This is a genomic window from Sporosalibacterium faouarense, from assembly GCF_016765695.1.
Classification (GTDB): Bacteria; Bacillota; Clostridia; order Tissierellales; family VENL01; genus Sporosalibacterium; species Sporosalibacterium faouarense.
This window is the reverse complement of record NZ_JAETGO010000066.1, coordinates 86,209-110,621: the sequence shown is the minus strand read 5'-3', so window position 1 is coordinate 110,621 and position 24,413 is coordinate 86,209. Positions and strand designations below refer to the sequence as shown.

At 30.9% G+C, this 24,413-nt stretch carries 29 protein-coding genes and 1 other annotated feature; of the genes, 27 read left to right on the top strand and 2 right to left on the bottom strand.

From position 1 onward, the window contains the following. Positions 1–14 precede the first annotated feature (14 nt). The 21 genes from JMO20_RS12770 to JMO20_RS12670 all read left to right on the top strand — a co-directional run bounded on the left by JMO20_RS12770 (position 15) and on the right by JMO20_RS12670 (position 16,249). Positions 15–665: an adenylate kinase gene (locus JMO20_RS12770; protein ID WP_202710064.1), complete on the top strand. Its 651-nt coding sequence runs from the start codon at positions 15–17 to the stop codon at positions 663–665. Then, positions 665–1,411 carry a type I methionyl aminopeptidase gene (map, locus tag JMO20_RS12765; protein ID WP_202710063.1) on the top strand — a complete coding sequence of 249 codons (747 nt, stop codon included), beginning with the start codon at positions 665–667 and terminating at the stop codon, positions 1,409–1,411. Before JMO20_RS12770 ends, map begins: the two co-directional genes overlap by 1 nt. 20 nt (positions 1,412–1,431) lie before the next feature. Further along, entirely contained in the window at positions 1,432–1,713 is a 282-nt protein-coding gene (locus tag JMO20_RS12760) for a KOW domain-containing RNA-binding protein (RefSeq protein WP_202710062.1), read from the top strand. Positions 1,714–1,743: 30 nt separating this feature from the next. Next, on the top strand, positions 1,744–1,962 hold the full coding sequence (infA, locus tag JMO20_RS12755) for a translation initiation factor IF-1 (protein ID WP_202710061.1): 219 nt from the start codon (positions 1,744–1,746) through the stop codon (positions 1,960–1,962). Between the two features lie 15 nt (positions 1,963–1,977). Further along, positions 1,978–2,091 (top strand): 50S ribosomal protein L36, encoded by a 114-nt coding sequence (gene rpmJ / locus JMO20_RS12750; RefSeq protein ID WP_202710060.1) that lies wholly within the window; start codon positions 1,978–1,980, stop codon positions 2,089–2,091. 153 nt (positions 2,092–2,244) lie between these two features. Further along, positions 2,245–2,613 (top strand): 30S ribosomal protein S13, encoded by a 369-nt coding sequence (gene rpsM, locus JMO20_RS12745; protein WP_202710059.1) that lies wholly within the window; start codon positions 2,245–2,247, stop codon positions 2,611–2,613. Between the two features lie 20 nt (positions 2,614–2,633). Next, positions 2,634–3,038, top strand: a complete 405-nt coding sequence (gene rpsK, locus JMO20_RS12740) for a 30S ribosomal protein S11 (protein ID WP_202710058.1) — start codon at positions 2,634–2,636, stop codon at positions 3,036–3,038. Positions 3,039–3,066: 28 nt separating this feature from the next. Continuing rightward, positions 3,067–3,693, top strand: coding sequence for a 30S ribosomal protein S4 (gene rpsD / locus JMO20_RS12735; RefSeq protein WP_202710057.1), 627 nt, complete (start codon positions 3,067–3,069; stop codon positions 3,691–3,693). Between the two features lie 70 nt (positions 3,694–3,763). Next, positions 3,764–4,711, top strand: coding sequence for a DNA-directed RNA polymerase subunit alpha (locus JMO20_RS12730; RefSeq protein ID WP_202710056.1), 948 nt, complete (start codon positions 3,764–3,766; stop codon positions 4,709–4,711). Between the two features lie 35 nt (positions 4,712–4,746). After that, a complete protein-coding gene (gene rplQ / locus JMO20_RS12725) occupies positions 4,747–5,088 on the top strand; it encodes a 50S ribosomal protein L17 (protein WP_202710055.1) in 342 nt (113 codons plus the stop codon). Positions 5,089–5,164: 76 nt separating this feature from the next. Beyond that, positions 5,165–5,983 (top strand): energy-coupling factor transporter ATPase, encoded by an 819-nt coding sequence (locus JMO20_RS12720; RefSeq protein WP_279380132.1) that lies wholly within the window; start codon positions 5,165–5,167, stop codon positions 5,981–5,983. After that, complete coding sequence (locus JMO20_RS12715) at positions 5,980–6,843, top strand: energy-coupling factor transporter ATPase (RefSeq protein WP_202710053.1); 864 nt, start codon at positions 5,980–5,982, stop codon at positions 6,841–6,843. The genes JMO20_RS12720 and JMO20_RS12715 overlap by 4 nt, the downstream gene beginning before the upstream one ends. Continuing rightward, complete coding sequence (locus JMO20_RS12710) at positions 6,836–7,633, top strand: energy-coupling factor transporter transmembrane component T family protein (RefSeq protein ID WP_202710052.1); 798 nt, start codon at positions 6,836–6,838, stop codon at positions 7,631–7,633. Before JMO20_RS12715 ends, JMO20_RS12710 begins: the two co-directional genes overlap by 8 nt. Positions 7,634–7,642: 9 nt before the next feature. Next, positions 7,643–8,377 (top strand): tRNA pseudouridine(38-40) synthase TruA, encoded by a 735-nt coding sequence (truA, locus tag JMO20_RS12705; RefSeq protein ID WP_202710051.1) that lies wholly within the window; start codon positions 7,643–7,645, stop codon positions 8,375–8,377. A gap of 149 nt (positions 8,378–8,526) precedes the next feature. After that, positions 8,527–8,955: a 50S ribosomal protein L13 gene (gene rplM / locus JMO20_RS12700; protein WP_202710050.1), complete on the top strand. Its 429-nt coding sequence runs from the start codon at positions 8,527–8,529 to the stop codon at positions 8,953–8,955. Between the two features lie 20 nt (positions 8,956–8,975). Next, complete coding sequence (gene rpsI, locus JMO20_RS12695) at positions 8,976–9,368, top strand: 30S ribosomal protein S9 (RefSeq protein WP_202710049.1); 393 nt, start codon at positions 8,976–8,978, stop codon at positions 9,366–9,368. A gap of 372 nt (positions 9,369–9,740) precedes the next feature. After that, positions 9,741–10,955: a gluzincin family metallopeptidase gene (locus JMO20_RS12690; RefSeq protein ID WP_202710048.1), complete on the top strand. Its 1,215-nt coding sequence runs from the start codon at positions 9,741–9,743 to the stop codon at positions 10,953–10,955. Between the two features lie 284 nt (positions 10,956–11,239). Continuing rightward, positions 11,240–11,959, top strand: a complete 720-nt coding sequence (gene cwlD, locus JMO20_RS12685) for an N-acetylmuramoyl-L-alanine amidase CwlD (RefSeq protein WP_202710047.1) — start codon at positions 11,240–11,242, stop codon at positions 11,957–11,959. A 385-nt stretch (positions 11,960–12,344) separates the two neighbouring features. Then, positions 12,345–12,938 (top strand): biotin transporter BioY, encoded by a 594-nt coding sequence (locus JMO20_RS12680; RefSeq protein ID WP_202710046.1) that lies wholly within the window; start codon positions 12,345–12,347, stop codon positions 12,936–12,938. A gap of 186 nt (positions 12,939–13,124) precedes the next feature. Further along, on the top strand, positions 13,125–13,847 hold the full coding sequence (gene cuyB / locus JMO20_RS12675; RefSeq protein ID WP_202710045.1) for a cysteate racemase: 723 nt from the start codon (positions 13,125–13,127) through the stop codon (positions 13,845–13,847). A gap of 32 nt (positions 13,848–13,879) precedes the next feature. After that, on the top strand, positions 13,880–16,249 hold the full coding sequence (locus JMO20_RS12670; protein ID WP_202710044.1) for a homocysteine S-methyltransferase family protein: 2,370 nt from the start codon (positions 13,880–13,882) through the stop codon (positions 16,247–16,249). A 9-nt stretch (positions 16,250–16,258) separates the two neighbouring features. Here JMO20_RS12670 and JMO20_RS12665 read toward each other — a convergent pair whose 3' ends face one another. Further along, complete coding sequence (locus JMO20_RS12665; protein ID WP_202710043.1) at positions 16,259–16,732, bottom strand: PRC-barrel domain-containing protein; 474 nt, start codon at positions 16,730–16,732, stop codon at positions 16,259–16,261. Positions 16,733–17,035: 303 nt separating this feature from the next. Between JMO20_RS12665 and JMO20_RS12660 the strand changes: the two genes are divergently transcribed. Then, complete coding sequence (locus JMO20_RS12660; protein ID WP_202710042.1) at positions 17,036–17,998, top strand: GGDEF domain-containing protein; 963 nt, start codon at positions 17,036–17,038, stop codon at positions 17,996–17,998. A 114-nt stretch (positions 17,999–18,112) separates the two neighbouring features. Here the strand turns inward: JMO20_RS12660 and JMO20_RS12655 are convergent, their stop codons facing one another. Continuing rightward, positions 18,113–19,171 carry an AI-2E family transporter gene (locus JMO20_RS12655; RefSeq protein ID WP_341534027.1) on the bottom strand — a complete coding sequence of 353 codons (1,059 nt, stop codon included), beginning with the start codon at positions 19,169–19,171 and terminating at the stop codon, positions 18,113–18,115. 291 nt (positions 19,172–19,462) lie between these two features. On the opposite strand from JMO20_RS12655, the gene JMO20_RS12650 reads away from it, so the two are divergent. The 5 genes from JMO20_RS12650 (at position 19,463) to serS (ending at position 24,331) form a co-directional block, all read left to right on the top strand. Then, positions 19,463–20,119 carry a TraX family protein gene (locus JMO20_RS12650; RefSeq protein WP_202710041.1) on the top strand — a complete coding sequence of 219 codons (657 nt, stop codon included), beginning with the start codon at positions 19,463–19,465 and terminating at the stop codon, positions 20,117–20,119. A 216-nt stretch (positions 20,120–20,335) separates the two neighbouring features. Then, positions 20,336–21,088 carry a metal ABC transporter ATP-binding protein gene (locus JMO20_RS12645; RefSeq protein WP_207753498.1) on the top strand — a complete coding sequence of 251 codons (753 nt, stop codon included), beginning with the start codon at positions 20,336–20,338 and terminating at the stop codon, positions 21,086–21,088. Beyond that, positions 21,085–21,906: a metal ABC transporter permease gene (locus tag JMO20_RS12640; protein WP_202710040.1), complete on the top strand. Its 822-nt coding sequence runs from the start codon at positions 21,085–21,087 to the stop codon at positions 21,904–21,906. Before JMO20_RS12645 ends, JMO20_RS12640 begins: the two co-directional genes overlap by 4 nt. A 102-nt stretch (positions 21,907–22,008) precedes the next feature. Further along, positions 22,009–22,230, top strand: coding sequence for an alpha/beta-type small acid-soluble spore protein (locus tag JMO20_RS12635; RefSeq protein ID WP_279380127.1), 222 nt, complete (start codon positions 22,009–22,011; stop codon positions 22,228–22,230). A gap of 464 nt (positions 22,231–22,694) precedes the next feature. Then, positions 22,695–22,894, top strand: a binding site (T-box leader). A gap of 153 nt (positions 22,895–23,047) precedes the next feature. Beyond that, a complete protein-coding gene (gene serS, locus JMO20_RS12630; protein WP_202710039.1) occupies positions 23,048–24,331 on the top strand; it encodes a serine--tRNA ligase in 1,284 nt (427 codons plus the stop codon). Positions 24,332–24,413 lie beyond the last annotated feature (82 nt).

The window sequence follows — 24,413 nt, the reverse complement described above, 5'->3', positions numbered from 1 at the left end:
AAGGAGATGATATTTTGAGATTAGTTTTACTAGGCCCGCCTGGGGCTGGAAAAGGAACACAGGCAGCTAATATAGTTAAGAAATATCAAATACCACATATATCAACTGGTGATATTTTCAGAAAAAATATCAAGGAAGGCACGGAATTAGGTGTAAAAGCAAAAGAATACATTGACCAAGGCTTATTAGTTCCAGATGATATAGTTGTAGCTATCGTTAAAGACAGATTGGTAGAAGATGATTGTAAAGAGGGATTCTTATTAGATGGGTTCCCAAGAACAGTTGCTCAAGCAGAAGCTCTAGACCAAGAATTGAAAGACTTAGGATATAATTTAAACAATGTTATAAATATAGAAGTAGATAAAAACGAACTAATAGAAAGAGCAGTAGGAAGAAGAATCTGCAAAGAATGTGGAGCAACTTATCACATCAAATTTAATCCTCCATCTAAAGCAGGAATTTGTGATGTTTGTGGTGGGGAATTATACCAGAGAAAAGACGATACAGAAGAGACCGTAAATAAAAGAATAAAGGTTTATTTAGACCAAACTGAACCTTTAATTTCTTACTATACAGATCAAGGTATAATTGCTAATATCAATGGAGAACAAGATATCGATAAAGTTTTCAAAGATATTGTTGATGTACTTGGGAGCGAAAATTAATGATTATACAAAAAAGTAAAAGAGAAGTTGAAAAAATGAGAAGGGCTGGCAGGTTGGTAGCTGAGACCCATGCCTTTCTCAAAGAACTTATTAGACCAGGTATCACAACTAAAGAATTAGACGAAGCGGCAGAAAAATTCATCAGAGATAATAAAGGCATTCCGGCCTTTAAAGGGTACCATGGATTTCCAGGAAGTATATGTGCTTCAATAAATGAAGTAGTAGTTCATGGAATTCCTGGACTAAAAGAGCTAAAAGATGGCGATATTATTAGTATAGATATAGGTACGATAGTTGATGGATATTATGGCGATGGTGCTAAGACATATCCTGTTGGAGAAATATCTAAAGAAGCCCAGAGGCTGATAGATGTAACTAAGCAATCATTCTTTGAAGGAATTAAATTTGCAAAAACAGGATATAGACTTTCTGATATCTCCCATGCAGTACAAACTTATGTTGAGAAAAATGGTTTTTCAGTAGTTAGAGATTTTGTAGGTCATGGAGTTGGGCAAGAAATGCACGAAGACCCACAGATCCCAAACTTTGGACCACCAGGTAAGGGGCCCAGACTTAGAGCAGGCATGGTTTTAGCTATTGAACCAATGGTAAACATAGGTTCTTATCATGTAGAGGTATTGAGTGATAACTGGACCGTAGTAACTGTAGATAAAAAACTTTCAGCACATTACGAGCATACAGTTTTAATTACAGAAAGTGAACCGGAGCTTTTAACTGTTGTATAATCCATGAAGAGGTGAATTATATGGAAAGCACTAATGATATAGCTATAGGTCAAGTAGTTAAATCCAAGGCTGGTAGAGATAAAGGAAGAACTTTCATAGTAGTTGACATCTTGGATGACAAATATGTAATGATAGCTGATGGTGACTTAAGGAGAATAGATTCTCCTAAGAAAAAAAAGATAAGACATTTAATTGTCTATAAAAGTGTAATCGTTGATTATAAAGAGAAAGTTGAAAATAAGATGAAGGTGAACAATGCTTATATTAGAAAAGTATTAGAGCCTTTTAATAAAGAGATATAAATCGGTTTATCGAGGAGGTTCGATTGCCTAATGTCAAAAAAAGATGTTATTGAGGTTGAAGGTACGGTGACAGAAGCATTACCAAATGCTATGTTTAAAGTAAAGCTTGAGAACGACCACGAAATTTTAGCCCATGTATCTGGTAAATTAAGAATGAATTTTATTAGAATTTTACCTGGAGATAAAGTTACTATAGAATTATCACCATACGATTTAACAAGAGGTAGAATAACTTGGCGTAATAAGTAGCAAGGAGGGATTACAATGAAAGTAAGACCATCAGTTAAAAAGATTTGTGAAAAATGTAAGATCATTAGAAGAAAAGGTAAAGTAATGGTTATATGTGAAAATCCAAAGCATAAACAAAAACAAGGATAACTAGAGTAGGAAATTAACTCTAGTTATTTCCCATGTTTTTTAGTATAATGTTACTTTGATGATGCAAGTTAAAACGCGGCTGCTTAATATAAAAAGAGAAAACAGTATAGAATTGATAGAGTAGACACATAGTTTTAGGAGGTGTAAGATTAAATGGCCAGAATTGCAGGTATAGATTTACCTAGAGACAAGAGGGTAGAAATAGGTTTAACTTATATTTATGGAATTGGTAGACCTAGAGCTAATCAGATATTAGAAGAAGCAAATATAAATCCAGATACTAGAATTAAAGACTTAACTGAAGCTGAAGTAGCTAGTCTAAGAGGATTAATAGATCAGTTTTTAGTTGAAGGAGATTTAAGAAGAGAAGTTGCATTAAATATAAAAAGACTTAGAGAGATTGGAAGCTACAGAGGACTAAGACATAGAAGAGGACTTCCAGTTAGAGGACAGTCTACTAAAAATAATGCAAGAACAAGAAAAGGTCCTAAGAGATTAGCAAGTAAGAAGAAGAAAAAGTAATAGAAAAGGAGGGACTATAATTGGTAGCTAAGAAAAAACAAAAAACTAAAGCTCGTGTAAGAAGAAGAGAGCGTAAAAATATAGAAAGAGGCCAAGCGCATATTCAATCTACATTTAATAACACGATTATCACTTTAAGTGATATGCAAGGAAATGTTATTTCATGGGCAAGTGCAGGTCAATCAGGATTTAGAGGATCAAGAAAATCAACTCCTTTCGCTGCTCAAACAGCTGCTGAGGAAGCTGCTAAAAAAGCTATGGAACATGGTTTGAAAACTGTAGAAGTTTATGTAAAAGGACCAGGTTCAGGTAGAGAAGCTGCTATTAGATCACTACAGGCAGCAGGATTAGAAGTAAGCTTAATAAAAGATACTACTCCAATACCACATAATGGTTGTAGACCACCTAAGCGTAGAAGAGTTTAGTATATAGATGTAGGAGGTGTAAGATTAAATGGCAAGATATACAGGACCAGTATGCAGACTTTGTCGTAGAGAACAACAAAAGCTGTATTTAAAGGGAGATAAATGTTATACAGATAAATGTCCAGTAGCAAAAAGAAACTATGCCCCTGGACAGCATGGCCAAGGCAGAAGAGGAAATATGTCTAACTATGGTTTACAGTTAAGAGAGAAGCAGAAAGTACGTAGATACTACGGAATTTCAGAAAGCAAAATGAGAAAGTACTATGCTATGGCTGATAAGATGCAAGGGGTTACTGGTGAGAACCTATTAAAGATATTAGAAATGAGACTAGATAATGTTGTACAAAGATTAGGATTAGCTGAATCTAGAGCTGAAGCTAGACAACTAGTTACACATGGACACTTTGTAGTTAATGGTAGAAAGGTTAATATTCCATCTTATTTGACAAGTGTGGGTGACGTTATTGAAGTTAAGGAAAAGAGTAAAGCTTCTCCTAAGTTCAAGGAATTAGTTGAAAAGCATCAAGGTACTACTAAGCCGTGGGTTCAATTTAACTCTGAAAAACTGCAAGGAAATATAATTTCAGAGCCAAGTAGAGAAGATATTGATCTTCCAATTGAAGAACACTTAATAGTAGAGCTTTATTCTAAATAATAGATATAGATAAATTAGAATCGGTACCCTCAAGATAGAATACAAAGATTATAAGGAGGGTTAATTGTAAATGATAGAATTTGAAAAGCCCAATATAGAGATTGTTGAGATTAGTGATGATAATAGTTATGGAAAGTTTGTAATAGAGCCTCTAGAAAGAGGATATGCTACAACGCTAGGAAACTCCATTAGAAGAGTGTTATTATCTTCATTGCCTGGAGCAGCAGTACGTTCAATAAAAATACAAGGTGTATTACATGAATTTAGTACTGTTCCAGGAGTATTAGAAGATGTTTCAGAAATAATACTTAATATTAAGGAGTTAGCTGCTATAATGCACTCAGACGAATCTGCTACTCTTAGAATTGAAGCAGAGGGTAAAGGAGTAGTTACAGCAGCTGACATAACTAGTGATTCAGATGTAGAAATTTTAAATAAGGATCTTCACATTGCAACTTTAGAGGAAGATGGCAAGCTTTACATGGAAATGGAAATGGTTAAGGGAAGAGGATATGTTGGCTCTGAGAATAATAAAGATGAGTCACAACCAATCGGAACTATACCTATAGATTCTGTTTTTACTCCAGTTAAGAAAGCTAATTTCCATGTTGAAAATACAAGGGTAGGACAAAGAAGTGACTTTGACAAGTTAACTATTGAGGTTTGGACTGATGGTACTATTAAGCCAGAAGAAGCTATTTCTCTAGGTTCTAAGATATTAAATGAACATTTAGAATTATTCATTAACTTGACAAATCATGTAAGTGATGTAGAAATAATGGTTGAGAAGGAAGAAGACCAAAAAGAAAAAGTTTTAGAGATGACTATAGAAGAACTAGATTTATCTGTAAGATCATATAACTGTCTGAAGAGAGCAGGTATCAACACTGTTGAAGAGCTGACTCAAAAGAGCGAAGAAGATATGATGAAAGTAAGAAATCTAGGTAAAAAATCCCTTGAAGAAGTTGAACATAAATTAGCTGAATTAGGACTTGGCTTAAGAAAAGTTGAAGAATAAATAATGTTTTAGACCTAAGAAAAGGAGGGAGAAGAATGGCTAAGCAAAGGAAACTTGGACGCCCTACTGATCAAAGAATGGCTATGCTAAGAAACCTTGTTACAAGTTTGCTTAAAGAAGGTAAAATTGAAACTACTGTAACAAGAGCTAAGGAAACAAGAAAATTAGCAGAGAAAATGATTACCCTTGCTAAAAGAGGAGATCTACATTCAAGACGTCAGGCTTTAGCTTTTATATATGATGAAACTGTTGTAAAAAATCTGTTTGATGAGATTGCACCAAAGTATGCTGATAGAAACGGTGGTTATACTAGAATCTTAAAACTAGGACCTCGTAGAGGCGACGGTGCTGAAACTGCTATACTAGAGTTAATATAAAAGTGAGGGGATTAAGTTATTTATATATACTTAGTCCCCATTTTGTATAATGTGGGGGATAATAATGAAGGATATAATGATACAATTAGATAATGTTACCTTTGAATATAAAAACTATGAAGATGAAAATATCGCTGCATTAAAGGATGTCACACTTTCAGTAAGAAAGGGTGAATTTTTGGCAGTTTTAGGTCATAATGGTTCTGGCAAGTCCACTTTGGCCAAACTGATAAATGCGTTACTATTACCTACAAAGGGTAAGGTTTTAGTAAAAGGAATGGATACCCTAGATGAAGACAAGATTTGGGATGTTAGACAAGCTGCAGGCATGGTATTTCAGAATCCAGATAATCAGTTAGTGGCTACAATAGTAGAAGAAGATGTTGCATTTGGACCTGAAAATCAAGGAATTAATCCTAGTGAAATTCGAAAAAGAGTTGATAATGCTCTAGAAACAGTAGGGATGCTGGATTATATTAACCATGCACCTCATTTATTATCTGGAGGACAAAAGCAAAGAGTTGCAATAGCTGGAGTGTTGGCTATGATGCCTGATTGTATAATATTAGATGAACCTACTGCAATGCTAGATCCCTCTGGTAGAAAAGAAGTAATGTCTACAATAACTAGATTAAATAAAGAAGAAAATAAGACTATAATACTTATAACACATTATATGGACGAAGCAGTACAGGCAGATAGAATTGTGGTTATGTCTGAAGGCGAAGTAGCCCTTGAAGGAGAACCTAGAGAGGTATTTAGTAGAGTAGAAGATATTATTGGTTTAGGGCTTGATGTACCCCAGGTAACTGAGCTAGCTTATAAACTCAGAAAAGAAGGCATAAATGTCCCCTCAAATATACTAACTGTGGAAGAATTGGTGATGTCATTATGATTATGAAAATATCAGATTTAATCCATGTATATAGTCCAAATAGTCCTTTTGAAGTAAAGGCATTAGATGGAATTAATATAGATATAGATAAAAATGAATTTATAGGACTTATAGGTCATACAGGCTCAGGAAAGTCTACTCTTATACAGCATTTAAATGGTCTTTTGAAACCAACAAAGGGTAAAATTATCATAGATGGAATGGATATATCAAGTAAGGAAGTAAAATTAAAAGATATACGTAAAAAAGTTGGGCTTGTTTTTCAATACCCTGAGCATCAGCTTTTTGAGGAAACAGTATATAAAGATATCTCCTTTGGACCTAAGAACTTAGGTCTTAGTGAGAATGAGATTGAAGGTCGTGTTGAAGAAGCCATAGAAATGGTTGGTTTAGATTATAACGAAGTAAAGGATAGATCACCTTTTGAGCTTAGTGGTGGTCAGCGAAGAAGAGTTGCTATTGCAGGAGTTCTGGCTATGAAACCTAGAATCCTAATATTAGACGAGCCTACAGCTGGACTAGATCCAAGGGGTAGGGATGAGATATTAACACAAATTGAGAAACTATATCAAAACAATGATATGACAATTATTTTAGTATCCCATAGCATGGAGGATATAGCAAAATTAGTTAATAGGTTAATCGTAATGCATAAGGGAAAAGTTGCCATGGAAGGTACTCCTAGAGAGGTTTTTAAAAAAGTAAAAGAGCTAGAGGAAATAGGATTGGCAGTTCCTCAGATAACTTATTTTATGAAAGCCTTTAAATCAAAAGTAAATGATATTAATGATGAAATTTTGACAGTTGAAGAAGCTAAGAAAGAAATATTAAGGTATTTAAGGAGCAAAGAAAATGATTAAGAATATAACAATAGGTCAATATTTTCCAGGTGATACAATAATTCATAAATTGGACCCAAGAATCAAAATAATGATTATTTTTTTGTTTATCGTATCGTTATTTTTTATTAATAGTTTCTACCCTTATATTTTTGTGCTATTATTTGTAGCTTCTTCTATATTATTGTCTAAGGTGCCTGTAAAGTTTATCTTTAAAGGGCTAAAGCCTATAATGTTCATAATAATAATAACATTCCTAATTAATCTCTTTATGACAAGAGGAGAGATTCTATTTGAGTTAGGACCACTTGACATTACGAAAGAAGGAGTTTTTCATGCTACTTTTATGGCATTGAGATTAGTATTTTTGGTAATGGGTACATCATTACTGACATTGACAACTTCTCCGATAGCTCTAACAGATGGGATTGAAAGGTTATTGAATCCTTTTAGGAAAATCGGAGTACCCGCCCACGAGCTAGCTATGATGATGACAATAGCTTTAAGGTTTATTCCTACTCTACTAGAAGAAACTGATAAAATTATGAAGGCTCAAATGGCTAGAGGAGCAGATTTTGAGAGTGGAAATGTCCTTAACAGAGCAAAAAGCTTAGTACCTCTATTAGTTCCGTTATTTGTTAGTGCTTTTAGAAGGGCTGATGATTTAGCTATGGCAATGGAAGCAAGATGCTATAGAGGAGGAGAAAATAGAACTCGTATGAAGCAATTAAAGCTTACTGTTAGAGATTTTGTTAGCTTGAGCATTATGATAGTCTTAATGATAGGGATACTGTTATTTAGATTTTGGTAGGGTGTAAAAATGAAAAATATAAGGTTAACTATAGAATATGATGGTACAAGATTTAACGGATGGCAAAAACAACCAAACCAAAGGACTATTCAAGGAGAAATTGAGAAAGCCTTAAAGAAAATAACAAATCAGGAAGTTTGCATACATGGCTCTGGTAGAACTGACAAAGGAGTTCATGCTAGAGGACAAGTTGCAAGCTTCCATACGCAATCAAGAATTCCTGAGGATAGATTTAAAGTAGCTTTAAACAGTATATTGCCTAAAGATATAACCATAAAGAACTCTGAGCAAGTAAATAATGATTTCCATGCAAGGTTTAGTGCAATAGGAAAAGAATATAGTTTTTTAATATATAATCATAGAATAAGGTCATCATTAGTTAGAGAATACTCATATCATGTAAAATATGATTTAAATATTGAAAGAATGAAGAGAGCATCAGAGGATTTTATTGGAGAACATGATTTTAGAAGTTTTATGACTTCAGGTAGCTCAATTAAAGATACTGTGAGAAGAATTGATAAATTCACTATAAATAGAGATAATAATATTATTAAGCTTAGAGTTAGTGGAAATGGCTTTTTATATAATATGGTTAGAATTATGACAGGAACTTTGATTGACATAGGCTGTGGTAAACTATCAGAGGATATAATTCCTAGCATTTTAAATTCAAGAAAAAGGGATAACGCAGGTCATACTGCTAAGCCTCAAGGTTTATATTTAGAGAAAGTATTTTATTAAATTATAAAGTTAAATAATTACATACTAACGTCTTGACACACGTGGCCCATTGTATTAAAATAGGAATGTATGTTAGAATACTAAAAATCCACTAGCCCCGGGTTTTTATAATAAACTAACATTTGTGTCGGAATAAGGAGGGAAATGGATTGAAAAGTTACATTGCTAAGCCAAATGAAATTGAAAGAAAATGGTATATCATAGACGCTGAAGGCAAAAAGTTAGGTAGACTTGCTAGTGAGATTGCTAAAATACTAAGAGGCAAGAATAAGCCTACTTATACGCCCCACGTAGATACTGGTGACCATGTTATAATAATCAATGCAGAAAAAATTGAGTTAACTGGTAAGAAACTAGAACAAAAGACTTATAAATATCATACAGGACACCCAGGTGGATTAAGAGAAATTTCTTACAAAGAACTAATGGCAAATAATCCTGAAAAAGCTATAAGATTAGCTATTAAAGGAATGCTACCTAAGAATAGCTTAGGAAGAAATATGATTAAAAAATTAAAGGTATATCAAGGAACTGAGCATAATCATAGTGCTCAAAAACCTGAAAAGTACGAAATTTAGTTTCGAAGGGAGGACTATAAGTGGCTAAGGTTCAATATTTTGGTACAGGCAGAAGAAAGAAATCAATTGCGAGAGTAAGACTAGTGCCTGGTAATGGTAATATTACTATAAATGATAGAAGTTTAGATGAATACTTCAACTACGATACATTAAAGGTTATCGCTAAAGAGCCTTTAAAAATTACTGATACGTTAGATAAATATGATGTAATAGTAAATGTAAATGGTGGAGGATATACAGGTCAAGCTGGAGCTATTAGACATGGTATCTCTAGGGCTTTATTAAAGGCTGATGGAGAGCTTAGACCTATATTAAAAAAAGCAGGTTTCTTAACAAGAGACCCAAGAATGAAAGAAAGAAAGAAGTACGGTTTAAAGAAAGCAAGACGTGCTCCACAATTCTCAAAAAGATAGATTTTTGTCAATTTACAAGCAAGTTGATTTATATTACAAAATTTATACAAGAGATTATCAAAGTGTCAGGGGAGATTCCTCTGGCACTTTTTATTTTCTTTTGAGATATTAATAGTGCAATAAATCTTAAATGCTATAATATTACTGTAATGGAATAGATAAAAAGTCTAATATGTCAAATGAGAAGCATAATAAATAGTATAGAATACTAATATTACAGACTTAAAAAAGTTTATTATTATAATTAGAAATTGCATTAATAAAGAAAAGTTTTTAAGTTGTAAATATCAAATTTATTCTTTTAGACTATACTTAGCTTAAATATAGATTATGAAACATCTCAGTTTTAACAAAGTATGGGGAGTTGATTGAATGTTAAAGAAAATATCAATTTTTATTCTATTAATTAATTTAAGTTTGCCATTGAGTAGTTGCTATACCAATAGTAATGATATAAATACTAAAGCAATAGATAAAAAAACACTAGAAAAAGATAATCATGAAAAACAATATACAAATTCAGAAGAAACAATAAATAAGGTTCAAGAATTGATAAATAAACAATTAAAGCTTATAAATGAAAATAATATGAATGCATATATTGAGACTTTAGATAAGTCAGAGAATGAATATATAGCTGAAAAAAAGGCATGGTTTAGAGACATAACTAATAATAAGGTTGATGACTTTACTATAAAAGTTTTAGAAACAAGGAAAACACAGGAGAATAATATTGTAGCAAAGATAAATCAAAGATATAGATATAATGGAAAAGAATATGACATTACATATGAAAACAAATATATAATAGATAGCAAAAAGATACTCGATTCTGACTTGAATTTTCAAAGTCTAAAAACTGAACATTTTATAATAAAATATCCAGAATCAGAAAAAAATATTGCTAAAATTGTATCTCAAGGGTCGGAATCAGGGTATTTTGATATAATCAATAGACTAGGTATGGAACCCGAGAATAAGACAGTAATTAAAATATATAATGATTTAGAATTACTTAGACAATCAGTTAAGCTCACCTTTGCTTGGCAATTTGGAGGATGGTACGAGTACCCTGAATCAATAAAAATAGGTATTTCAGAATTTGACAAAAAATTATCAGATGATCAGTATAATAAAAAAGTAGAAAGGGTAGTATCACATGAGTTGACACATAAGATAACACTTACAAGGGCTAGAAACAACTTACCCTATTGGTTAGCTGAAGGATTGGCTACTCATTATACAGATTATTATGATTGGACGCCTAATAACTTTAGGAGATTTAGTTCCCTTTGGAGTATAGATGATCTTGAATCAAGGAACCTTGAGATAATGACTGATAATAATGATATTTCTAAATACTATAGATCAGCTGGTGCCATTACAACATATATATCATACGAATTTGGAAAAGATAAATTATTAGAAATTATAGAGGAACTAGGACATTATAGTTATGTTGAAGGTACAGGAGTTGAAGTAGACTCTATATCTATTGATAGATTTCATGAGGTTATAGAAAAAGTACTGGGAATGAGTATTGAGGAGTTAGACAATTATTGGATAAATTACAAAGAAAATTTATAATCTTTTTATTCCTCTTATAAATTTATAAAATTATAAAATGAGGAAATTGCATATTAAAATTTTATGCAAGATTATATCCTCGTGACTCCAGTATTAAGCTACTTTACTATTTAATTTAAGGAAAAAATGACTGAATAAGTGGCATCTCGGATTAAATCTTACAAAAATATATTTAATTTGTAAATATGCATTTTCTTCAAATAAATAGTTTAAATGGAAAGTAATAAGTACAGGCCATTAAGTAATAAAAATTATAGTATGAATGATGAAATGGGAGGAAAGATATGAGAATAATAAGAATAAAGATTAGATGGCTAATAATTTCAATTATAATAGTGGGTTTGCTTTCCATAAGCTTGTTATTGTTTAAGGGGAATAAAGATGAAGTCACAACAACTATGTCAATAGCGAATAAAGTAATAGTTATTGATCCTGGACACGGGGGAGTAGATCCAGGTGCTATATCAAATAGTGGTGTAAAAGAAAAGAACATTAATCTTCTAATTGCTAAAAAGCTTAAAAGACTACTTGAGCAAAGTGGAACAATAGTCATACTTACCCGGGAAGAAGATGTAGGATTATATACGGAAAAATCAACTACCTACAGACAAAAAAAGAATGAAGATTTAAGAAATAGAAGGATAATGGCTAATGAAATAAATCCAGATATTTTTATAACCATTCATTTAAATAGTTTTCCACAAAGTAGATATTATGGAGCACAAACATTTTTTCAACAGGGGAGTGAAGAAGGAAAAAAATTAGCTGTGTTAATTCAAGAAGAGTTAAAGAATGTACTTGATGAAGATAATGGAAGAGTACCTCAATCAAGGGATACTATTTATTTATTAAGAGAAGTTAAAGCATTAGCCGTATTAATAGAATGTGGATTTCTTTCTAATCCTGAAGAAAGCAGTCTTTTAAATAATCCTGTATATCAAGAAAAAATAGCTTGGTCAATATATACTGGAATAATTAGATATTTAAATGAGGAAAAACTATAATAATTAGTATAAATATAAACAAGATAGAATCAAGAACTTGAAATGTATAAAAGCTTACTAACATAAATATTAATTTTACAATGGTGAAACTAATAGAAAATTATACACAAGTTATTAACAAAACGATCTTTATCTTGTTAATAATTTGTTAATAATACAGTGTGGATAAGAAACGAAGTGTGGAAAAGTTAAATTTATGTAAAGTTATGTATTTGTAAAGGTTTAAAAATGCAATAAGGCTAAGTTCACATAAGTTATCCACCAATGATTGTGGATAATGTGGATAATGTTAATAACGAATTGTCAACCAATTCATAAAACATGGTTGACAATATTTCCTTTCCATAGTACTATAATATTGATAAAAAACATAGGAGGAAAGGAAATGGAAAATAAAACAAGGAATTTAGTACTAGTGGCATTATTTGCATCTTTAACAGCAATAGGAGCTTATATAGAAATACCTACACAACCAGTCCCAATAACATTGCAAATATTATTCTCGATGTATGCTGGGGTACTTTTAGGTGGTAGATTGGGTTTTCTTTCCCAGATTGGTTATATATTAATGGGGTTAGTTGGACTACCAGTTTTCGCTGGTGGAGTTGGTGGATTTCATTATATATTAAGTCCAACCTTTGGGTACTTAATTGGTTTTGCTTTATGCAGTTATGGGATTGGAAAATTTACTGAAAACATAGTTGAGATAAAGGGGATAAAAGGATTTATTAAAATATTACTAGTTAATCTTACTGGACTTATAATAGTATATTCTGTAGGTGTGCCTTATCTCTACTATATAATTAAATTATACTTAGGAAAAAGCATAACAATTTCAGGAGCTTTAAAAACAGGCTTATATCCTTTTATAATTCAAGATATTGTGAAGTCTATATTTGTTGCAATTACAGCTTTAAAAGTATTACCAGCTATTAGGAGAACAGGATATGTCAAGATAAAAAGAAGAAAAGAAATATAATAACAGATAATGAATAAAAATATAAAAAGCTGAGTGATGCATATTGCTTTACTCAGCTTTTTGATATATCTTTAAGTATATACGAATAATAAAGAGGAAATAAAACCATTAAAATGAAAAAGGGTAACTTAAATTAATATAGAATAAGTATAAAGAGCTAAGTTATTTTAAATGAGGAGGAAAAAGATGAGTAAAACTCTTGGAATTATTGGTGGTATGGGTCCCTTAGCTACTTGTAATCTCTTTGAAAAGATTATAAAGCTTACAGAGGCTGATTGTGACCAAGACCATTTAAATATACTAATATATAATAATGCAACTATACCAGATAGAACTGAATACATTTTAGGCGTAGGTGAAAATCCTAATATTCACTTAATTGAATCTGCTAAAAAACTTGAGAACTCAGGTGTAGATTTTCTTGTGATGCCTTGCAATACTGCTCACTACTTTTATAATGATATTGAAAAAGAAATTAATATTCCATTATTAAGTATGATAGAAGAGACAGCAAAATATATAAACAATAGGTATGCAATTCATAAGATTGGACTATTATCCACTGAAGGAACAATAAAATCTAAAATATATGACGACGCATTTAGCATATATGATATAGAGGTTATAAAGCCTACAAATGAGAAACAGCATATCATCACAAAACTTATACATGATATAAAGGCTGGGAGTATTGATGTAGATATAAATGCTTTTCAAACAGTACTAGATGAACTGACAAATAAAGGAGTAGAATATTTTATACTTGGTTGCACGGAAATATCCACTGCCTATAGTATTCACAATTTTGAAGGTATGTTTATAGATCCATTAGAACTAATAGCGGTTAGAGCAATCAAATTTGCTAATAAAAAAGTTAATCAAAATTATTTAAAAACTATAGAGGGTTAATTAATAGCTTATGCTTTGAAAGGAGAAGTGAATTGGATTTTAAAAGAATACTTAATGAGGAATTTGTTGTATTTGATGGAGCTATGGGAACGATGTTACAACAAGCTGGTATAAAGGCAGGAGAATTACCCGAGATATTAAATGTTACAAATCCGGATTTAATATATAATATTCATAAAAAATATATTAATGCAGGAGCTGATGTAATAACAACAAATACTTTTGGCGCCAATAGACTAAAATTTAGGGAAGAGAAATATAATGTTAGTCAAGTTATTAAGAAGGCTGTAGAAATAGCTAGGAAAGCTTCAATGGATAAATTAGTTGCATTAGATATAGGACCCATTGGGAGTCTTTTTGAACCAATTGGGGAGATGGAATTTGAGCAAGGATATAACATTTTTAAAGAACAAGTTATAGCAGGTTATGAGGCAGGGGCGGATATAATTATAATTGAAACCTTATCTGATTTATATGAAGCAAAGGCAGCAATTCTTGCCGCTAAGGAAAATAGTGATCTACCAATAATTTGTTCAATGACATATCAAGAAAATGGCAGAACTTTAACAGGTGCTGATCCTATTACCATGGTAAACATTCTGGAATCTCTAGGGGTTGATGCATTAGGAATTAACTGTTCCCTTGGTCCGAAGGCAATGGAGTCAACTATAGAAGAAATAATTAAGTATTCCTCAGTTCCTATTATTGTACAACCTAATGCTGGTTTACCTAAGGTTGAAAATGGTAAGACGGTATATGATATTGATTATAACGAATTTGCTGAATATATTTATAATATAGCTAATAAAGGTGCCTCTATACTTGGAGGCTGCTGTGGAACTACACCTGATTATATTAGAGCTATCAAGAATAGATTAAAGTATTTAAAGCCAATAAAAAGGCAAATACAAAGATTAACTACAGTTACCTCAGGTACAAAGACTGTTATAATAGATGGTGCAACTAAAATAGTTGGAGAAAGAATAAATCCTACTGGAAAGAATGAGTTAGAAAAGGCACTGAAAAGCGAAGAATTAGAAGTTATTCTAAATGAAGCAATGGATCAAAAAAAAGCTGGTGCTGATATTCTAGATATAAATACAGGTATTCCTAATATTGATGAAGAAAAGATAATGAGAAAAGTAGTGAAAAAAATACAGGCTATTGTTGATCTTCCATTACAAATTGATAGTGTGAATCCAGGAGCTATAGAAACTGCTGTAAGACATTATAATGGTAAACCCATAATAAATTCTGTTAATGGTAAAGAAGATGTAATGAATACCATATTTCCTATTGTAAAAAAATATGGAACATGTGTTATCGGCTTGACCTTAGATGAAAATGGGATTCCTGAAACTATTGAAGAGAAATTAAGAATAGCTGAAAGAATAATTGAGACAGCTAATCAATATGATATTCCTAAAGAAAACATATTAATTGATTGCTTAGCATTAACTTGTTCAACCCACCAAGGGATAATTAGAAATACTTTAGATGCTATAAGTCAAGTCAAAGAGAAATTTGGAGTAAAAACAACCCTAGGTATAAGTAATATTTCATATGGACTTCCTCAAAGACAATTACTCAATCGTACTTTTTTAGTTATGGCATTGTCATCTGGATTAGACCTACCAATAGTAGATCCTTTAGATAATGGCATTATTGAGGCAGTGAAATCTTATAAAGTTTTATCAAATCAAGATAAAAACGGTAAAGGATATATATCTAGCTTAGGATTACAAAAGCAAAATTCTAATCATGATGTAGATAATAGGGAGAAATTTAATCTTAGAGAAGCTATAATAGATGGATTAGCTGAAAAAGCAGAGGCTATAGCTGAAAAATTGTTAGTTAATGAGGACCCAATTTCTGTAATTGATAACCATATCATTCCGGCTTTAGATGAGGTTAGTGAACTATATGAGGTAAATGAAATATTTCTACCTCAGTTAATGCAGTCTGCTGAAGCAGTTAAAAAAGCATTTAAAATTATAAAAAATAATATAAAAAATAAAAGCAATCTCTCCAAAGGGAAAATTGCCTTAGCTACTGTTACAGGAGATATCCATGATATTGGTAAAGGAATAGTTAAAGTTATACTTGAAAATTATGGGTATGAAATTATTGACTTAGGAGTAAATGTTAAATCTGAAGAGATTATTGAGGTTATAGAAAATAAGGGAGTAAGATTAATAGGTCTTAGTGCCTTGATGACAAGTACTGTTTCAAATATGAAGAAAGTAATAGATGAAATTAAAGATAGAGGTATTCCGTGTAAGATAATGGTAGGAGGGGCCGTATTAAATGAAGAATACGCTAAAGAAATAAATGCGGATTTTTATGCTAAGGACCCAAAAGCTGCAATAAGAATTGCTCAGAAAGTTTTCAAAATAAAATGATAGCGGCTATTAAAGCCGCATATCATGTGCTTTTTCTTTATTATATTTTTCTTTTTTAGATTCTGGCTTAATGGGTTGTTGTAAGTTCATTCTAATTCCATAGTATTGATGCACTTCATCAGCCCATTCCATACTCATAATAGGCCACTTTTCTCTTGCAAATTTAGGAGCATCTTTTAAGCTTTCTTTATCTACATCTAACACAAAGATAAGTTCTGCTTCTTGAAAATCTATAATCTCCCATGGGACTGCAAATAATCTCTCACCAAATCCTAAAAATCCGCCAAAGGAGATAATTGCATATTTTATAATTCTTTCATTAAAGTCTATTACTATGTCTTCAATCTCCCCTAAGTTTTCACCATTAGAATTTTGAACTGGTAGGCCAATTAGATCAGTAGTTTTTTTAAATCTTGCTAAATTTTCACTTTCCTTATACATAGTTTCTGCTTTTTCAACACTTTTGTCTAAATAGTCATTCATAATAATCCTCCTTTATGTAAGAATTTTAATTTTTAAATATTTCCTATATTATTTATATAACCTAAATACTTAGTTTGAAACATATGGGGTTACATAACAATATAGAGATGAATAGTCCTACAATTTATGTTTAGATGGATTTATATAAAGTAAAAGGAAATTTAGGATGTATTAAGCCACTTTTTCATGAAAATAGTAAATATTTACATAGATTTCACCAAAACTAAATCAATATAAGTATAATTGTAATTAGGGCAATGCTCTTATAGGATTATTTTTATTGAGCTTGTAAGGAGGAGTTTTATGGAGAAGTATATTGGAGAAATAGTTCATCAAGTTTCAACAGTATCGTCTGATGTATTGGGAAAAGAGGTAAATGAAAAATTCGAGGGAAATAACACAATAGAAGGAGTAGTCATTTTATCTGAAAGACGACCTATAGGATTGATTACTAAGGTTCAATTTTATCAGGCACTAGGGAAGCAATATGGCTATGCACTCTATATGAAAAGGCCAATAAAGCTTATAATGGATAACAATCCTTTAATTGTTGATTATTACACTCCAATTCTTGATGTCAGTAAACTCTCCATGAAGCGAAAACAAGAGAAATTATATGACTATATAATAGTTTCAAAAAATGATAGATATTATGGAGTAGTTAGTATAAGGGACCTTCTTTTAAAAATATCTGAAATAAGGGTAGAAGATGCTATGTGTTCTAGTCCTCTCACTGGATTACCTGGAAATCAGAAAATAGAAGAAAAATTAAGAGAGATATTAGATGAAGAGCAGTATAGTATATTATATTTTGATTTAGATAATTTTAAAGCGTATAATGATTTATATGGATTCAAGAATGGTGATGGTATTCTTCAGCTAACTGGAACAATTATTAAAGACTATACGATAATACATGGTGGGCCTGATGCATTTATTGGGCATATTGGTGGAGACGACTTCATTGTTATACTTAATAATTATGAATACAAATCAATATGTGAGGCTATAGGAAAAGAATTTAATAAAAAAATCATAGAATTTTACAATGGTATTGACAGAGCCAGAGGGTATATTATAACTAACAATCGGCATGGTATACAGGAGCAATTCCCGATTATGAGCATATCTATAGCAATTGTAACAAATAGAGAAAAGAACTATAGATATTTAGAAGAGATTTCTACCGATGCAGCTAATAAGAAAAAAAAATGTAAAGAAGTTTGGAGTAGCTGTTATTGTGATGGAAAAGTATGTAACCTTTAGGATAGTGTTAGTAGCAATATTTTCTATGATCTAATTAATATAGATGAAATTTTGGATTATAAAAATGTATTAGCATAAAAAAAGCGGACTAATTCGCTTTTTTTATGCAATTTATTACAATTTAATATTTTTATTCTCCAATCTAGAAGTAACAAACTTGTTTAGAATTACTTTAATCATTCCAGTTATAGGAATGGCAAGTAACATACCTAGTACACCAAACAAAGCTCCACCGATTATGATGGCAGATATAACCCAGAAAGGTTTTAAGCCTACTTGAGTACCTAAAATTTTTGGACCTAAATAAAGTCCATCAAACTGTTGCAATGCAAGAATAAATATGGCAACCCAGAGAGCTCTAATTGGACTATAGAATAGTGTAATGATTACTGCCGGAACCATTCCAATAAATGGCCCAAAGTATGGGATCATATTTGTCACACCAACAATAGAACTTATTATCAATGAGTAAGGGATTCCTAATATAATTAATCCTATAAAACAGAGGATTCCTATTATAATTGAGTCTATAAGCTTTCCTATAAGGTACTTCGAAAAAACTACATTTAGCTCAGTACCAAGTTTAATTAGATAATCTACTTTTTCTTCTTCTAGTAGAGAATACAAAAGTCTCTTTAAATGTCTAGCAAAAAACTCCTTATCTTTAAGAATATATAAGGAAATAACTATACCTAAAACGAAGTTTAAGAAAGCAGATGTAATATTTATTAATTGAGAAATAGTTTCTTTTAAAGTCGAACTCAAATTTTGGCTAAGAGTGTTAACCATTCCATTTAAATTCTCTTCTAATGAATCCACAACACCGTACTTACTAAGAAATGAAAGCTTAGTTGACTGTTCTATTAGCCATTTTTCAGTAGTTGAAAAATAGTCTGGAAGATTATCTCTTATATTTGTAAAACTATCAATGATGCTTGGTGTTATAATAGTAATTATAAGAGTTATAAGCCCTAATAGAAAAACATAAATAATTAAGAGACTCCAAATACGTTTTAAATTAGCTCTTTTTTCTAAAATAACCATTAAAGGATTTAAAATGTATGCTATTAAGAAAGCCCAAATAAAAGGCATAATTAGCTTAATAACAAAGGGGAAAAAATTAGGTGCATTAATGATCTTAAATAGAATAAAGGCAAGTACTAATAAAAATATGAGTTTTGTAAAACTAAAATATTTAGTAATTGAAATTCCCTCCTTGCTAGTTATTAGTGGTACACATTATACTAAATTTTTAAATAACATGAAAAAAATTGTCGATATATAGGTATTATATCATTTTATACTAAATAGGTGTTAGTACATAAGGATATTTTATTTCATTATTTTGAGAAAATTCCAAATTAAAAGGATATAAAAAAATATTCAAAAATTAATTGCGAAATTTCCTTATTCTGAAAAAATTATATATAATATAATTAAACATTAGATTGATGGGGTGAAGCAATGGAGAGGGATAGAATTGAAACATCAGAAAAATCATTAGCATTAGGGAGAAATGATACTTTAAAGATTATAGCTATGGTAACAATGTTAATTGATCATATTGGATATCAATTATTTCCAACAATTATAGTATTAAGAATTATTGGAAGGATAGCATATCCTATTTTTGCCTATCAATTAACTGTAGGTTATAGGAAAACATCAAATTTAAAAAAGTATTTTACAAGACTTTTAATTTTTTCAGTAATATCACAAATTCCATATATGTTTTTCTCTCCAGGGAAGTTGAATATAATGCCTACTCTAGCTTTGGGCTTAATTGCAATTCATTTGTATGAAGAGGATAGGAAGCTGTTGTCTTTTTTAATGGTAATAATAGCTGAAATATTTAAATTTCAGTATGGTGGATATGGATTATTGATGATTATGTTGTTTTATATTTTCTATACTGACAAACCTAAAATTACTATATCCTTTCTTACATTAAATATTCTATATTATATTTCGGGAGGGTCAATTATTCAAACTTTGAGTATCTTGGCACTTCCATTCATTTTGGGAGATATAAAAATTAAAACTAAAGTAAACAAGTTTATAGGGTATTGGTTTTATCCAGTTCATATAACGATAATAGTATTAATAAAGGCACTTATTTAAAGAAATTACTTATTAAAATTTTATGCAATATTGTATGAAAAATCTTTAATCTAAGAAATTTATTATGATTAATGGCATCAATTGTTGGAAATATTTATAATGGGATGAAAATTCAAAGTGTATTTTTATAGTGACGAGATATTGACTAATTAATAAAAAGTGATAATATAATAATAGTCATAGATGCAAATCATTTGCATTAAAGGGGTGTAAATTATGTATATTATAGAAATGCAAGATGTAAATGTGAATTATGGTAGAGTTAGAGCCTTGGATAATATAAATCTTAAAGTAAAAGAGAAGGAATTCCTAGGAATTATCGGACCTAATGGCGGAGGGAAAACCACTTTATTAAAGGTGTTATTAGGTTTAATAAAACCAAATAGTGGTAAAGTAAAAATGCAAAAAGATATTAAGCTGGGGTATGTACCTCAGTTTACAAGCTTTAATAAAAAGTTTCCAATCAGGGTTTTAGATGTAATCCTTATGGGAAAGTTGACAAAAAGAATGAAATTATTACACAAATATTCTAAGAAGGATATTCAAGTTGCTGAACAAATAATGAATAAGCTAGGCATACTAGAATTTAAAAATAGGCAAATAGGTCAGCTATCTGGAGGACAGATGCAAAAGGTTCTCATAGCTAGATCATTAATGATAGATCCTGATATTTTGATCCTAGATGAGCCTACAGCAAGCTTAGACTCAAATGCTAAAAATGACATATATCAGCTATTGAAAGAAATAAATAGTGAAAAGACCATTATTATGGTTAGTCATGACATGGGGATTGTATCATCTTATATTGGTAGCATAGCGTGTGTGAATAAACAGCTTCATTATCATGGTGATGATATACATATTGACGAACAAGAAATTCAAGAAGCTTATGGGTGTCCTATAGACTTAATAACCCACGGTACTACACCCCATAGAGTATTGAGAGAACATAAGGGGGAAGAAAATTGATAGAAGCTATATTTAAGTATACATATTTGCAAAATGCATTTCTATCGGCTGTATTAGCTAGTATAGCATGTGGAATTATAGGAACTATTATAATCGAAAAAAAGTTAGTAATGTTAAGTGGAGGAATAGCACATACTTCATTCGGTGGCATTGGGCTAGGATATTATATTGGAATTGAGCCTATATATGGTGCTTTTGTATTTGCAATTATATCTGCCTTGGGTATAGCACAAGTGAGCAAAAAAATCCACACCTATTCTGATGCTTTAATTGGTATGTTTTGGTCATTAGGAATGGCATTGGGTATTTTATTTATTGCTATAACACCAGGATATCCTCCTGACATGACATCATATCTGTTTGGTGATATATTGACAGTATCTTCCTCGTCGATAATAATGATGTCAATGATTGACTTAATCATAGTTATAGTAATATTTTCACTATATAATTATTGGAAGGCATATTTTTTTGACGAAGAATTTTCTAAGGTAATAGGAATTCCAACTGAAATATTAGAAAAAATTCTTTTTATTATGATTGCACTTACAATAGTAGTTTTAATTAAATTAGTGGGTATCATTTTAGTTATAGCACTTTTAACAATACCACCATCAATTGCAAAGTTATTAAGCTATAACTTAATGAATATAATGCTTATATCTATTATAGTAGGAGTAGTTCTTTGTATACTAGGCTTATACCTTTCCTATAGATTTGATATAGCATCTGGCGCGACAATCATTCTAACATCAGGGGCTACCTATTTTATTTCTGCATTTATTAAATCACAATTTAAAACAAAAAATGGCAACTAAGTTATGAGTTAGTATGAATTGTTATTATTTCATTGTATCCTAAAACAAATCTCACAAAAAATAATAGTAAGCTTAAAAATTTATAGTAAATGAGGTGAGATTTTGGCTAGAGGTCCAATAGATCCAAAAGCAAGGTTAGCATTAGACCAAATGAAATATGAGATAGCAAACGAGCTAGGAGTACCATCAGAAATTTCAAATACTACTAGCACTAATGGCATAGTTGACAATATATTCTTTGCAGGTAAAGTTGGCGGAGAGATGACTAAAAGATTAGTAGAAGCTGGAGAAAAACAGCTTATTAATAAAAATAATAATTTTTAAAGCATTAAACACTTGAGAGAATTTCTCTCAAGTTTTTTTGTAACAAAAAAATATTTAGTTCCATATAATGGTATTAACTTGCAATTAATCAATAAAATAAAAGGAGGGCTTTTTAAATGACTGAAAACAAAGGTGGACTACTTAGTGGATTTTTCGGTGAAGATTCAAGCTTACTATTTTTCTTTTTACTATTAGTAATACTATTTGGTGGATTTTATAGATACTAAAGATCTATATGTTTCATTTGATATCCAATAGTAGTTTTACAATTCAAATTTTAAAGTTAGTTTAAATAAGAAGGGGTTATTTGATCTATAACTTCTTCTTATTTTATTTGTATAAAATATATATGAAATTTAAATATGTTTTTAAAAAAATTTATGATTTAAAAAGTTTTTATAATAAAGCCTTGAGACTAAATACTATATATGCTATAATGTTACAAATAATTGAAAAAGAGAATTAAAATGACTTTGACGAAAGCTACGATTACTATGATGCTATAGAGAGTCAGTGGTTGGTGAGAACTGATGTGTCAAGTAATTTTTCCACTTTTTGAGTCGCTAGTTAAAAGCTAGAAGGATTGTACCCTTTATTGTACAATGAGCTGGTTATCTTTATGATAACAATTAGAGTGGCAACGCGAGTAACTCTCGTCTCTATATGAATGGAGGCGGGAGTTTTTTATTTATCTAAAAATAGCTTATTTTAAGGAGATTTGGCTTTAAGTTTAAAAATTTTTAGTGTTTACTATGGGATAGTTTGAGTTGGTAAGAAAAGAGATCTATTAATCTAAAAAGTGTGAGGAGGTAAAATAATGATTGATATTAATGACATTAGAAAGGATCATGAAAAGGTTAGAAAAGCTTTATTAAAAAGAATGGAACATGTAGATTTTTCAGAAGTTCTTGAGTGGGATGAAGAGAAAAGAAAAATTATGGGTAAGGCTGAAGGATTAAGAGCAGAGAGAAATGACGTATCTCAGCAGATTGCAAAATTAAAAAAACAGGGAATGGATGCATCAGCTAAGATTGAGGATATGAAAAAGGTATCTGATACAATTAAGAATCTTGAAAAAGAGTTAGGTGTATATGAAGAAAAGATACAAAATTTTCTTGAAAGTTTACCAAATATACCAGATGAAGATGTAGCATCCGGCGGAAAAGAAAATAATAAAGTTATAAGAGTATGGGAAGAAAAGCCTAAATATGACTTTAGTCCTAAAAATCACATAGATCTGGTTAAAAGCTTAGATATAATTGACTATGATAGGGGAGTAAAACTAGGTGGAAATGGTTTTTGGCTTTATAAAGGAGATGGAGCTCTATTAGAGTGGGCATTACTGAATTATTTTATAGAAGAGCACTTAAAGGATGGATATGAATTTATATTGCCACCACATATTTTACAATATCAATGTGGTTATACTGCAGGTCAGTTCCCTAAATTTGATGAGGATGAATTTTTTATAGAAGAAAAAGAAAATAAAGGCTATCGTCAGTTTTTATTACCAACATCTGAGACAGCCCTTGTAAATTTACATCGAGATGAAATATTAGATGAATCAGAGCTACCAAAGAAGTACTTTGCATATACCCCATGTTTTAGGAGGGAAGCTGGTAGCCATCGTTCAAATGAAAGGGGAATGATTAGGGGACATCAATTTAATAAAGTAGAAATGTTCCAATTTACAAGACCAGAAGATTCTGCTGCTGCACTAGAAGAGTTAATCGAAAAGAGTGAAAAGCTTGTTAAAGGATTAGGCTTACATTATAGGGTTAGTAAGCTTGCAGCCAAGGATTGTAGTTCTGCTATGGCTAAAACATATGATATAGAAGTATGGATTCCTAGTATGGAAGAATATAAAGAGGTTAGCTCAGCTTCATGTGCAAATGAATATCAAGCTAGAAGAGGGAGAATTAGATTTAGAAGAAAAAATAGTAAGGATAAAGAATTTGTACACACCCTTAATGCATCAGGACTAGCGACAAGTAGATTAATACCAGCATTAGTTGAGCAATTACAGCAAGCTGATGGCAGTGTGCTAGTACCTAAAGTTTTAAGAAGGTGGATTAATAAGGATATTCTACAAGCTAAATAACTAATATTAAAAATATAAAAAAAGTATATAAAAGCAATAGACATGGTGTAAAATAATCATAAGCTATGATCAATTTTGGTCA